This window comes from Calditrichota bacterium (genome assembly GCA_013151735.1).
Classification (GTDB): Bacteria; Zhuqueibacterota; JdFR-76; order JdFR-76; family BMS3Abin05; genus BMS3Abin05.
In genome coordinates, this window is sequence record JAADHR010000015.1 from 1 (window position 1) to 14081 (window position 14081).

The 14081-nt window shown below is 48.1% G+C and carries 8 protein-coding genes; all 8 read right to left on the bottom strand.

The window, feature by feature from the left end:
* Positions 1-214: 214 nt before the first annotated feature.
* Positions 215-616: a biopolymer transporter ExbD gene (locus GXO76_00495; protein ID NOY76322.1), complete on the bottom strand. Its 402-nt coding sequence runs from the start codon at positions 614-616 to the stop codon at positions 215-217.
* A gap of 4 nt (positions 617-620) precedes the next feature.
* The gene (locus GXO76_00500) at positions 621-1238 is read right to left on the bottom strand and encodes a MotA/TolQ/ExbB proton channel family protein (protein ID NOY76323.1); all 618 of its coding nucleotides are present in this window, start codon (positions 1236-1238) and stop codon (positions 621-623) included.
* Between the two features lie 92 nt (positions 1239-1330).
* Complete coding sequence (locus GXO76_00505; GenBank protein ID NOY76324.1) at positions 1331-3187, bottom strand: hypothetical protein; 1857 nt, start codon at positions 3185-3187, stop codon at positions 1331-1333.
* A gap of 73 nt (positions 3188-3260) precedes the next feature.
* Positions 3261-6278, bottom strand: a complete 3018-nt coding sequence (locus tag GXO76_00510) for a tetratricopeptide repeat protein (protein ID NOY76325.1) — start codon at positions 6276-6278, stop codon at positions 3261-3263.
* A 568-nt stretch (positions 6279-6846) separates the two neighbouring features.
* Positions 6847-7686, bottom strand: a complete 840-nt coding sequence (locus GXO76_00515) for a carbohydrate ABC transporter permease (protein ID NOY76326.1) — start codon at positions 7684-7686, stop codon at positions 6847-6849.
* Positions 7687-7844: 158 nt separating this feature from the next.
* Positions 7845-10244, bottom strand: coding sequence for an extracellular solute-binding protein (locus GXO76_00520; GenBank protein NOY76327.1), 2400 nt, complete (start codon positions 10242-10244; stop codon positions 7845-7847).
* Positions 10245-10465: 221 nt separating this feature from the next.
* Positions 10466-11878: a C1 family peptidase gene (locus tag GXO76_00525; protein NOY76328.1), complete on the bottom strand. Its 1413-nt coding sequence runs from the start codon at positions 11876-11878 to the stop codon at positions 10466-10468.
* A gap of 61 nt (positions 11879-11939) precedes the next feature.
* A complete protein-coding gene (locus GXO76_00530; GenBank protein ID NOY76329.1) occupies positions 11940-14030 on the bottom strand; it encodes a S46 family peptidase in 2091 nt (696 codons plus the stop codon).
* Positions 14031-14081 lie beyond the last annotated feature (51 nt).

A 14081-nucleotide genomic window follows, 5' to 3' on the forward strand; every position in this document is an offset into this window, starting at 1 on the left:
CAGAGGAATACTGCAAACGCTCTTCTATTCTCCGTGGTTCTCTCTTTTCTTTCTCTGCGGTTCTCTGTGTTAGTTTTTTAATTGGTTACACAGAGCGCCACAGAGAGGCACAGAGTGCCACAGAGGAATACTGCAAACGCTCTTCTATTCTCCGTGGTTCTCTCTTTTCTTTCTCTGCAGTTCTCTGTGTTATTCTTTTTTTGGCTCCACAGATCTACATCCCGGGGCGGGTGGCAATCATGAATTTTTCTGCCCCGGCCAGTTTAATGATGTCGATGACATCAATCGTTTTTTGCAGCGACAAGTTTTTATCTGCCTTAATGACAACGGTTGCATCGGGCCATTTTTTAAGCAGTTTCCGCACCCCGGCTCCCAGGGCGCTGTGAGAAACCCTTCGCTGATTCAAAAATACCGTTCCGTTCTTTGTAATGGTCACGAAAATATTGGACACCTTTTCGCTTCGGGCGGTGGCCGCTTTCGGCAGCTTAACTTTAATGCCCGGCTGAACCACAAAAGAGGACGACAGCAGAAAAAAGATCAACAGCAGGAGCACAATATCCGTCAAGGAAATGGCCGAAAAATCGGTGTAACGTTTTTTGGACGTCTCGAATTTCATGGAATCAGGCCTCCTCTTCCCGAACCATTTCCAGAAGCTCGTTCGAACTGTCTTCCATTTCAAAAACCAGGCGCTCCACCTGTCCCTGGAGGTAATTGTAAAAAATGATGGCGACAATTCCCACCAGAAGTCCGGCCGCTGTTGTAACCAAGGCTTCCCAGATGCCGCCGGCCAGAACCCCGGGACCCACATTTCCCCCGAGGGCTTCAATTTTCATAAACGCTCTGATCATTCCTGTTACCGTGCCCAAAAAACCGAGCATGGGGGTAATGGCGGCAAGGGTGGCCAGCGCTCCCAGATATTTTTCCAGATGGTAAATCTGACTCCGCCCGGCGGTTTCGATGGCCTCCTTAATTTCCTCCTTTGGTCGCTTGTATTTCTCAAGTGCGGATTTGGTAATGGCCGCCACCGGCCCGGGAGTTAATTTGGCCGCCTTGACGGCTTCATCCAGTTGTCCCTTCAGCAGGAGATTTTTTACGTGCAAAATAAAGGTGCGCGCGTTGATTTTGACCGATCGGAGTGTGAAAAACCGTTCAATAAAAATAGCCAGAATAGCGATTGAACTCAAAGCAATCAAAATCATTACCCATCCGCCCTTGGCAAGAATTTCAAGAATATTCATTCAAAAACCTCCGTAAAAATAGGATTCAATCAACCACATTACGCATTCGTCATCAAATTATTTTTGATGCTGTGTATGTATGACTAAGAAAGCTACCATCGGATTTCCATCCCCCCAAAAACCTTTCGACCATCATCTTGAATATTTAAAAAAGGCTCAATCGTCTGGTTCAATCCGTTCCAGAGTCCAACATAAATTGACCCGAATGGGAGCAGGTAACGAAGCCGGGCATTAATCAAAAGATAGTTGGGCAGGTAGGTGTTTGCCTTTGGCAGATAAGACGTCCCGGCGGGTACGACGGTCGGCACATATTCAATAGCCCGGTCTCCCACATACCCTGCTTCCAGCCGCCATTTGGGGGCAATTTGAGCCTGTCCCTGAAACGTGATTTGCAGATTCGGGAGATAGGGGACGTCATTGGAATCATTCCATTTCGGGAAACGCATCGAATCGGTCGTGAGACGCTTATTAAACGCAAAGGAAAAAGCAACCTTCAGAAAGGAACTCTCCAATTTACCGGATTGAATGGCGATTTTTAACCGATTGAAATGCACCTCAGGAAGATAAACCAGTTGAAAAACGCCTGGAAAATAAAAGGAAGAATCAGGAAGCGTTCCCCATTCCAGATGACTTTCCCACACCGGATAATTTTGAATGACATTTTCTGATAACCCAAAGCGGAAAACCATCTGTCTCGATGCCGCCCAATCAGCCGTGACCCGTGCCTGCACCTTCCGGTGTTCTAATTGATTGAGATTCACGGACTGGTCGTAAAAGGGGTTCTCCCTGTAAACATCGTAAGAGGTTCGGAAGGTGTACCCTGAAAAATAGGATGCACCAAACTGCCATCTGGGAGCCAGAGTGTAGATAATGGAAAGCACCGGTGCTGCTTTCAGCAGGGTTTTACTGCTGTCATTTGAGTGTGTAAAATAATACGTGTTCAGTCCAACCCGGGCAAAAAACGCATCGGTTATCGCTTTGCCTGCTGTCAGCTGTCCCTTCAAAAAGGTCTGGGAGTTTTGAAAAGCGCCCTCCGGAGCGAGAGAAGCACTCTGCGAAGTCGCAAGTCCCGTCGGGTAGTAGGGAAATCGGTCCCGATTAAAAATGGCTTGTGCTGTGGCATGCAACGTGATTTTTTTTGAGAGAGAAAAATTACCGGAAAGAATTTGAGTTTTTTCGTGATGGGTATTGGCCGAGCTGCGGAATGAAATGCTAAATGGGTGATCGATCGCGTTATCTGTAGGGAAAAAACGCGATTGGTAGGAAAGTCCCCAATGAAATTCAGGACCCGGTGCAGCCGTCAGGCTGACCCGATAGTTAAAGGTGTGGAGTTTCCGCCAATTTGGTAAAAGAAGATAAGATAGTTTGTCGGGCCAAAAATCGCCAAAACCAAAGCTGTCCTGCTGGTAATGAGAGGTCAGACCAAGCTGGAATCCCTTCCCGAGGTTTAGACTCCCAAGCAGATTCATGCCGCCCTGATGGTAAAACCGGTTGACCGAGGTTCCGGTGCTGTTTCGCCAAAAGCCAGACAATCCGAATGACGCATGCCCGGTGGTTTTCCAGAACAGAAGTCTGGAATCGGATGTTTGAAAGCTGCCGCCCGCGACATCCAGCGCAATGACCCGTTTTGCCTCCGGTGAGAGGAGTGCCGGCAATTCGGGCGATTGGAGTTCGGTGGGTGGAAACAGGTGGTACGTGCCCCATCCCAGTAACGCCGCCCGGGCCGGTTCATTTGAAATGGCCACTTTTGTTTTTGGCATTCGCAAAGAAGCCGATTCACCGTAAATAGTAACTTCTCCCAGAATCAGTTCATTCTTTGGCCGGTTAGGCAAGGGTTTTCGGGTCGATTTCCGGCGATGCCGGGTGGTCTGGCCAGCTGCCTCCCCGCCGAGTTGAATCAAAAAGAGAAGGATGACTGCCTTAATAAAAATGTGAGAAAATTTTTTCATGGACGACCTGTTATCACTCATGAATTGACTATTTCCAATTTGTGTAAATTAGTGCAATTCGTGGCAACTTCTTTCACTTGATTTTTCGAATTTCCTGCCGGGCTAACAGTCGAATCTGTTTGTCCGGGGCCGATTTGGCCAGGGACCGAAAGATCCTCCGCGCCTCCGTTTTTTTGCCGGCCCGTACGTACACTTTTCCGGCCTGAAAGGTGGCTTTTTGTACCCAGTCAATCGCGTCCGGATACAAATACTTGACCTTTAAATATTCCAGTGCGGCATTTTCCAGTTCCCCTTTTGCTTCGAGAACCTGTGCACGCGTAAATTGCGCTTCGGCCGCCAATTTTCCTTTGGCCCCGGCCAAAACATCATCCAGAAGGCTCAAAGCCTTGTCAAATTGCCCTTGTTCTAGTGCCACCCGGGCCAGTCCAATTTTACTGGCGTTAACCAAATCTTCTGACGGATGGGACGACACGACGGCGCTAAATGTTTTCCAGGCGTCCGGGTAATTTTTGTTTGAAAGGTAGCTCAATCCCAATTGGTAGGTGGCCTGGGGAACCAGCTCGTGGTTTGGAAATTGGCTCAGCAGCTTCTGGTAAAATCGAATGGCATCTCCCCAGTTCTTTTGCTGAAACGCCAGTTTGCCCAGCTGGAAAAGGGCTTCGGCTGTCGATTTTGCCTGGGGTGCAAAGGAAATCTGCTGCAGAAACGCGCTTTTTGCTTTTTCCGGTTTGCCTTCCTTCAGATAGGTTAAACCAATCCACAGCCAGGTCTGTTTGGCCGTGGCCGAATTCGGGTACCGGGAGAGAATGGTCTGGTAAGTGGCCACAGCTTCGTTATATTTTTGGAGATTAAAAAGCAGCTCCGCCTGCCGGAATAAAATAGCCGCCGCAGTGGCTTGATCAGAAACGGAATTCAGGTACTGACTTGTAATCGAAATCGCCTGCTTTACCTTTCCCTGTTGGACCAGCGCCCATTGAATCCCGCTGATGGCGTCATCGAGGAGCGAGCTCTTGGGGAATTCTTCGATTACGCGTTTGTAGGCTGAGATGGCCTGGGGATAGGCTTCCAGGTTGTAGTAACAATCTCCGATTTTGTACAGGGCATTGGCTACCAGCGGGCTTCCGGTGAAATTTTTTTGAAAATTTTGGTAAACGTTAATCGCATCCCGGTAACGACCCTGTTGGAAATAACAGTTTCCAATCATAAATGCGGCCTGTTCAGCAAAGCGGCTGTTTGGGTAGGTTGTTGCAATTCGCTGGAAGTTTTTAGCTGCCGAGTCAAAATCCTTGAGTCGATAAAAAGAAAGTGCGATTTGAAACAATGCCTCCGGTGCCTGATCACTGTTTGCAAATTCCGTCAGCACGTTGTTGTAAGCCGCAATGGCCCGGTTGTACTGGCGCAGATTGTAAAGTGCGTCCCCCTTTTTCATAAACGCATCCCGGCGGACATCGGGATTGGTCGTGCGCTGGATGGCTTCATCCAGGTAAGGAATGGCCTGTTTCGGCCGGTTGTTTCGAAGTAAAATCCAACCCATCGCATAAAAGGCTTCCGGTGCTTTTTCGGAACTCGATTTGAAATCGATGAGCGTCTTGTATGCCTGAAATGCCTGATCATATTTTTTAAGATGGAAATAAGCCTCTCCCTTCCAGAATAAAACCCGGTCGCGAAGCGGGTGATCTTTTGGGTAGGTTGAAAGAAAGTGATCAAATATTTGAACAGCCGACTGAAAATTCTTTTTCTGAAAATCGCACCATCCCTTTCGGAAAAGGGCATCAGCCGCAATTGGACGAGAAGGAAATTTCTCCAAAATCTGTTGGTAGTAGGTTTGAGCCTGATCGAAGTTTTTTTGAGCCACGGAAATTTCCCCCAGTAAATAAAGCACATCGGGGATGATGGCGTGGTTGGGATACTTGGTTAGGATTTGCTGCATAAAATAACGGGCCTGATCGAATTTCTTCGCCCTAAAATCCAGTACGCCTGTCTGGTACAGGCCATTGGCCGCCAGAGAGTCGGCCGGGTACTTTTCGAAAATTTTTAAAAAGGCCGACCGCGCTTTAATCGTGTCGCCGGCACTCAGAAAACTTTGTCCCATGTAAAAGTAGGCGTTCGGAGCCAGTTTGCTTTCGGGATGGTTGGTCACCAGCAAATCGAAGCTGCCAGCCGCTTTTTGCCAGGCCTTTTGTTGAATAAACACCCAGCCCAATCCGTAGTAACTCTTGGTTACAAACTCGCTGGTTGGAAAATTCTGAATAATCTTCTGATAGGCCTGTTCCGCTTTGGAGTAGTTTTTTAATTGGAATTGAGCTTCACCGATCAAAAAAAGAGCCTGGGGCACAAGCGTATTTTTGGGAAAATCCGTGATCGCTTTTTCAAGAATGGTAACGGCTTTGGCGTAGTCCCCGCTGTTGAAAGCTGAAAATCCCAGATGAAACATCACCGATTCCCGCAGCGGTGTTTTCGGGTAATTCTTGAGAAGCTTGGCGTAAATTTCGTTGGCTTTTTGAAAATTACCCATTTCTTCATAAATCCAGGCACTGGAATAGAGGGCGTGATCAGCGTAGTCACTTTGGGGATATTGGCTGGCCACTTGTTGAAAAAGAAGCAATGCCTGCCGTGCATTACCGGTTCGGTAACTTGATTCTCCCAGCCAGTAAAGGGCCTTGTCGATGAAACGGCTTGTTGGGAAGTTTGTGACCAGCTTGTTGAATCTTGCACTGGCGTTTGTGTAATCTTTGATCTGAAAATAGGAAAGGCCGAGATAATACAGGGTTTCCTCGGTGTAGGAAAGGGTGTTGGGAAACTCCAGTACTGTTTTAAAAGCCTGAATCGACTTTTGGTAATCTTGCTGAAAAAAATAGGCTTTCGCCAGCAGAAAACGGGCCTCGTTGGCATGTGGGCTTGCAGGAAATTTTCGAAGGAAATCCTTTAATTGAATAATCGAGGCCGAATAGAGGTTGTCCTGAAACAACCCCTTTGCAATTTGGAATTCACGCTTTTCGGGTGATATTTGCTGCTGCGAAAAGGTGTAGGGCGGTTGAAAAACGGGCATTACCAGAATTGTGAAAAGTAATCCTAAGAAAAGCTTTTTCATGCAGGGTGCCTTTTTTCTTAAGAAAAATATTTATTTGAATCGCAAGAACAACAAGCTGTTAAAGAAAAGATGTTACCGAATGTGACTAATCAATCCTGATGTCTTTAGGTTTTAACAACTGCAGATTTTTTGGTTTTTTTGTAAGTAAATATACGTAAAATTAAAAAAATTATCAAGCCCTTTCACGGGTTTAAATTTTATCTAAGCTCAGAACTTGGTTACTATCTCTGTGGTCCTCTGTGCTTCTTTGTGGTCCTCTGTGTAACCAAAAACACTAACACAGAGAACCTCTTCGAATTAATTGTTTGTACGAAAAAGTTCTCAGCGGGTTCCGAAAATGATGCCCGCAAAGTGGGCTGCAGGACGGGCCGGTCAGGACTTGTCGGAAGATGCGTGGCTTGATTCTGTTTTCGACCCGTTTTTAGTTCGTGCGAAGCCGACTTTTTAGGCCGCGAATACGCGAATGAAAGAATGTAGCCACCCGACCCATGAGTCCGATTTTCGAAAAAGGGGTTTTCCCGTCACGGCGCTGCTTTGGATTCTCCGCAAAAAGAAACACAGAGGAAACCTAACCCTTTAGCCCGGTGAGGGTGACGCCTTGAATAAAGTATTTTTGTGCGACGAAAAAAACAATCACAATCGGCAGGGTCATAAGCGAAGCCGCCGCCATAACGAGATTCCACTCCGTTGCACGGGAGCTCTGGAAGACCTGCAATCCGATGCTGAGCGTCATTAAATCCTGGCGGTGAATGTAAATCAACGGGCTCAGCAGGTCGTTCCAGGCATTCATAAATTGAAAAATAACCACAGCCAAGAGAGCGGGTTTTACGAGGGGAAGCATGATGTCCCAGTAAATTCTGAAGTACCCGCAGCCGTCAATTCGTGCGCTGTCGATCAAATCCTTTGGAATGGACAGAAAAAATTGTCGGAGCAGAAAAATAAAAAAAGCCGTGCCAAAGAGAGACGGAATCCACAGGGGTTTCAGTGTGTTAACCCAGCCCAGCGATCTGAAAATCAGGAATTGCGGCACCATTGTAACCTGGTAGGGCAGCATCATGGTGGCGAGCAGAACCACGAAAACCGCATTTCGTCCGGGCCATTTGAGTCGGGCAAATGAAAAGGCCACCAGCGAGCTGGCGAATGTCACACCAAGGATGCTGGAAAGGGTTACGAGTGTGGTGTTCAGGAAAAATTTGGCAAAGGGCACCAGTTGGAAAATGTCCTTGTAATTGACCCACCGAATAGGCTTTGGAATGAAAATGGAGATCAGATTCAAATCGGACACAATCTGCTGGGGTGTTTTGAAGGACGTGATGATCATCCAAAAAAATGGAATGGAAAAAACTAACGCACCCAGGATCAAGATGACCTGCCTGAAAATGGACGCTGCGGAAAGTTTGTTTGTCATTTTTTGGTTCGGTACCTTTGTTTATTATCATTATCACCGTAATGAATTATGGTGATGGTTCAAAGAAAGAATTTGGTCTTCAAAAAGCTGACAGTTTTTTCACGTGTCTTGAACCGTCACCCCAAATTATTGGGGTGAAAACAGTTGTTGCTTATGCGTTATCCTTCCTGATAAAAGACCCATTTTTTGCTGAGTTTCAGATTAATCAGCGTGAGTACGAGAATAATCACAAATAGAATCCAGGCCATCGCAGAGGCGTATCCCATCTTGAAATACATAAATGCGTTATTGAACAAATAATACACGTAAAACAGCAGGGAGTTGTCGGGACTGTTCAGGCCGGTGATGACATAAGCTCGGGTAAAAATCTGAAGATACCCGATAATCCCGATGACCAGATTGAAGAAGATGTACGGCGTCAGGAACGGGATGGTAATTTTCCAGAATTGCTGCCAGGCGTTGGCACCGTCGATTTTGGCGGCTTCGTACATTTCTTTCGGAATATTTTTCAGGCCTGCCAGCCAGATCACCATGCCTCCGCCTGCGCCCCAGAGTAAAATGAGCAGAATGGCCGGTTTGGTCCAGTGAGGGTCCGCCATCCAGTTGGGACTGGTAATTCCAAACAGGCCTAAAAATCGGGCCAGAAGACCTGTGGAAGGATTCAGAAGCCAGAGCCACAGAATTGCTGCAGCCACAATCGGTACAATCGACGGCAGATAATAGAGCGTCCGATAGATTCCGATGCCCCTGCTCTCGCGATTTAAGAACAGGGCGATGGCCAGTCCGATGACGATACTCAAGGGAACGCCAAAGATCGTGATGTAGGCCGTATTCCACAGACTTTTCCAGAAAAGGGGGTCCGTTGGTACAATTTTCCCGCTGACGGAACTTTTGGTGAACCAGAACAATTCCTTGTAATTCAAAAGTCCCACAAACTTTGCCGGGTGCAGGACGTCGTAGCGGGTAAAACTAAAAAGAATGGATGCAATAATGGGGCCCAGGATAAAGGTGAAAAATCCCAGCATCCACGGCAGGGCAAATAAAAATCCGCTGCGGGTTTCTTCCCAGACGAGCGGCCCCCGCCGTCGTTCATTTCGCAGATGGTACCCGAACCAAAAAATGAGGAACCCGACGATAAAAATAAAAATCCCATAAATGATTTTAAAATTGAGAACAGGGAAATTGGGCTTGTGAAGGATTTTATCTAATTCTTGCTGAACAAATGTCTGTTCTTTTTGCAGAACGCGCCTGGGGGTATCAAAATGAAAGGTCGCCCGGTCCTCCACACGAACCTGGGCATCCCACAAAATCTGAGCCACCGGCGTGACCGGCCGATAGTGGCTGTAGTTCAGCAAATTCACGAAGGCCAGATACGCCTTGGCGAAACGCGGATATTGGGGAAGCTCGTGTGTGGTGAGATAATCATTCAGAGACCGCCGGGCGTAGATTTCGGGAATATTGACCTTGTAGCCGACCCGAGCATTGTAGTCCTTTTGCAGGCGTCCCACGATTTTAGCTGCTTCCAGGGAAGACATCCACTGAATGAAATCCCAGGCTTCCCGAACGTGTTTGGCATTTCGGGGAATAACAAATGAAAAGCCGCCGGACCAGGTGACCGGGGGTCTGCCGGCGGGCACCGGCATAGGGGCTACCCCAAAATCCATGTGAAGCTTGTAGCGGGAAATGGTTTGCAGGTACCAGCTCCCCATAATGAACATGCCCAATTTGCCCTGAAGAAAGGGGTCAACAATAGTGCCGATGCGCCCAAAACCGCTTTCAAACCGGGCCAGGTCTTTAATCCGTCCCCCCAGGGTATCGCAGAGTTGGGTGACGTAGGTCAGGGCACCCAGATTTTCGGGCGTGTCAAAGGTGATCCGGGTTCCGTCGGGTGACATCAGCTGTCCGCCGTTGGCCCACGACCAGATGTAAAACCACCCCTCTCCCAAATAGGGTGCAAAGCCCAATTGCTCGATCTGCCCCTTTGCATTCCGTTTGGTGAGTTTGATGGCGTAATCCGTGAGTTCTTTCCAGGTTCGGGGGGGGCGTTCAGGGTCCAGACCAGCCTGCCGGAAAAGGGTTTTGTTGTAGTAGAGCGCCCGGCTGTCGGTATCGTAAGGAATACCGTAGATTTTGCCCTTGTAGGTGGCTTCTTTTCGGGCGTAGCTGTAAAAATCGGTCCAGGGGAAATGGCTTTTTTCGATTAAATCATCCAGCGGGCGAAAAGCGTCTTTGGCTGCCCAGGAGGCCACTGCAAAGCGATCCTGGCGAAGCACATCGGGAGGGGTGCCGCCGGCGATGGCCGTTAGCAGCTTCTGGGGGTCCATATCCCCTTTGCCTCCGGGGGTTCCCAGGATAATCTTAATATCGGGATGCTGGCGGTCGTAGTACCGGATTGCGCCGCGCACGCCCTGAAACCCCGGGAGATTGGGAAATCCCCAAATCACCAGGCGGGTGGGCGGGTGAGCGGATTTTTCTTCCGAAAGCTGGTAAATTCTTTCGATATTGAATGTGACCAGAATAATCAAAATGGCCAAAAGGAAAAAAGCCGTTTTTTTCATATCAGAACTAAATTCTCTTTTCCAGTCCGGGCAAAAATTACTTCAACGTCCGTCAGAGGATTAATTCCTCCCAATGAAGGGTTATCACGGGGGACACATCAAATTAGGATTAAATTAAGGAAAGATTGTTGAAAAATCAAGTGGAAATAAATGAAAATTCCCCGGTCAATATCTCCCCGGCACTTTTAAGGTGCCGGGGAAATTTAGGCCTAAAAGATTTATTAATTACCAATAATTGCGTACATGGGATCCCATGGAGGCAAAACGGTGGGTTTCGTTTTTAAAATTTTCAAAACCGAGCCAGGAAGATATTTTTTGTTGATAACAACCTCGTACACGTAGTGATTGAACCATTTGTCAAACATGATTAAAAATCCCTTGCTTCCGGCTTTTGTTCCCCAGCTGTTTTCCACCAGCCATTTGACGGGTTTGTTATTCAGTACATCGACGCCGGTAAAAACCATGGCATGGGTCGGTACGCTGTCGTGGTACAAAATACGTTCTTTTTTTGTGAGATTGAAATCAACGCCGTAAATATCGCTGTAGTCGTAAATGGACGGAGCCATAATACCCCGTTTAATATAGCTCTCCTTTCCCACATCGCAACCGAACCAGACGGGTTCGTCAGCCATTATCGATTTAAAGGTGTAGGTTTTCAGGCTGTCAATCGGGAGATTTACAAAGGTCATATCGGAATAATTGGCCATATTTCGATCCAAACTGATTTGAAACAGTTTGTTGTACGGATGGGAGGGACAATTATACAGGCAAACATAATCGTCCAGATGGGTTCCGACAACCTGTTCAAAAAAGCTTTTGGGGGTGTAGGTTTTCAAAGGAGAAAGTTTCCCATCCTTGTCTTTGTAACGCCACTGGAACTGTGTGGGCGGGACACCGAAATTAATCGCCAGAATTCGGTAGACTTCTCCCAGCATGGCTGTTTTTCGTTCACGCAATTTGCTCAGGCTGACCCCTTTTTGCCCCAATCCCCTCAGAATGGCGGCGTCTTTCCGCAGTTTTCGGTTGATCAATTGGTTCATGACGCCGGTACTGCTGCTCTGATGTGTTTCCGGCATGACATTTTTAGGAACAAGGCCGTACTTTTTTACCAGAGCTACCACAAAGTTCCATTGTCCGCCGTCCGGGAAGGGGTGTTTCAGAAGAAATTCCACCTTCCGGTCTGTGAGCGGTTTTTGCCGGGTTTTAATAATAGATTCCAAAAAGAAATTGGCCTTTTCCAGTTTGTCCCAGAAAAAAGGGTAGCTTTCGGAGAATTCAAAGCTTTTGATCTGTAACTTTTTCTGAACAACGGGACGCAAAATATTCAGTCCCGCAAACAGCCAGCAGCGGCCGCTTCGCGCCTGGTTGGTAATGCCGTAGGTTTTGATTCGATGCGAAAAAAGGCTGTCGTAGCCCATGAGCATCCGGTGATTAACGGCCAGTTTTTTAAGGTCGTTTTGGGTTACGGCATTCATGATGGCTCGCGTGTGAGCGTCTATTTTGAAAGATGCTTGAAATGATTGGAGCATTTTGGGTGTAATGGCGCCGTCAGTGGTCGATTGTGCCCAAAGTGTGCCAAAACCCATCAGCAGAAAAACCCCTGTCACCCAGAAAATAATCTTCATTCGCTTCATCGTTACCTCCCGTGCGTTAAAGATGTCCCCGGCGCATCACGGGTGCCGGGGACGTCTTCCTTTACTTTCCTTCAATTTCATCCGCCAATTTTCCGGCGTCGTACAATTTTCGGAGTCCTTCAATAATGTACGCTGTATGTACAGCAACTGCGCGATTTTTGGTTTCATCGTACACAAATCGTCCCGGCAGACTTTCAATATTGCCGTCGAAAATCAAGCCTACAACCTCGGCTTTGCGGTTGATTACCGGCGAACCGGAATTTCCGCCGATAATATCGCAGGTACTGACGAAATTAACCGGTGTGGAAAGATCCAGGCTGTCCTTGCGATCCCAGAAGCGCTGGGGCAATCGGTAATCGCCCGTGCTGTCAAAACTGAGCGACCGATCGTACACACCGTAAAGGGTGGTTTTGTAAGGGGCTTTGGTTCCGTTCATGGGATATCCCTTGACGGTGCCGTAGGACAACCGAAGCGTAAATGTGGCATCCGGGTAAATGTCCTTTCCGTAAACGGCAAACCGTGCCTGAGCGATCTTTTCGGTGGCGGGTGTCAGCACGCTCTCAATATTCTTTTTGTACCATTGGTGATTTTTCCGCAGAATAGGATCGATCCTTCGCGCCAGAACGATCATGGGGTCTTTGCTTTTTTCAACGGCCTTTTTCCCGCCTTTGATGAGTTCTTTCCGGAATTTTACATCGGCCAAACGGGTTCCGCTGACCAAATCTTTCGCCACTTCCTGAGGGGATTTCCCGTTCAAAACGGCTTTAATGAAGGGATCATCCGGCCCCAGCTCGTTTAGGGACAGCTGAAGTCCCCAGGCGAGATTGGCTTCTTCAAAGTCGGGGTAAATGGGCGCGGGAGAGAAGAGCCGGAATTTCAGGCTTGGAAGTTCGGCCTCGTGAAAACCGTCCAGACGTTTGGCATCGGGCTTTTTAACTTCCTCCACGTATTCCACAATGGTTGTGGCAATACGGGCTAATTTTGATCCGATCACCCGTTGAAACATCTGCTGTTTGGCATGGGCTTCCTGCTTCTTGGTGATCTCGGCGATCGTATCCCAGGCATCTCCGTATTTTGCCTGCCATTCAGGATTGGATGCAATCTTTTTGCGAAACGCTTCTTCGGCTTGTTTTCGCTTGGCCATTAATTTGGGATCAAGCAGTCCCTGATATTCACCGGTCATGGCCTTTTCGGCATTTGAAAGTCCGAAGATGTGAACCAGTGCCCGGCGCTGTTGCTCGGGACCCCGGCTGGCATATTCTCTGAGATTTTTGATCCAGGATTTGATGTACGCCAGAGCCAGGGGGTAGCGGTAGTCGCGTTGGTACAAAAGTTGGGCGTAGGTGTACAGGCGGTCGGTCGATCCGGGATTTCCGGAGACGAAAACCAATTCATTCTCACGGGCTCCTTTGGAATTCCACTTGAGGTAATTGGCTGAATGGATGGGCTTTCCGTTTTCATACACGCGGAAAAAGGCAACATCCAGATCGTAACGGGGATAAGTAAAATTGTCAGAATCCCCGCCAAAGTAGGCTGCCTGCCGTTCCGGGGCAAACACCAGCCGCACGTCCGTGTACTTTTTGTAGCGGTACAGCCAGTATTCTCCCCCATGGTAAAGACTGATTACATTGGAGCGCAGGCCGGTTTTCTTGAGGCTCTCCCTTTCAATTTTTGCAATCCGGGCCTGGCGGGCCTTTAGGGCCTGCTCATCCGTCATCCCCTTTTTGACGGCCGACATCACACGATCCGTGACATTCTCCATGGAAACCAGAACGTTTACTTCCAGATCGGAGCTTTTAAGTTCCTGATCCGGTGTGGCGGCGTAAAAGCCCGTCTGGACGTAGTTTTTTTTCGCCGTCGAAATCTTTTGCAATTGTCCGATCGCCACATGGTGATTGGTCATCACCAGGCCATTGGGACTTACAAACGAGCCGGATCCGCCGTCCATAAAACGCACACTGGACAGGCGAACGTGATCCAACCATTCTTTTGTTGGGGTAAATCCATATTTTTCCTGTAATTGCTTGGTTGGTGGGTTGTCAAATGTCCACATGCCCTCATCCGGGCGGGCCAATGAAAACTGAGCCAGTGAAAGGGTCAATACAGCTGCCACAAACACGGCTCCCAAACGTTGAAGCCATTTTCTTTTCATACATACTCTCCGTTTTTGTTTGTTGAAATTATACGTCCCACGATTCACACA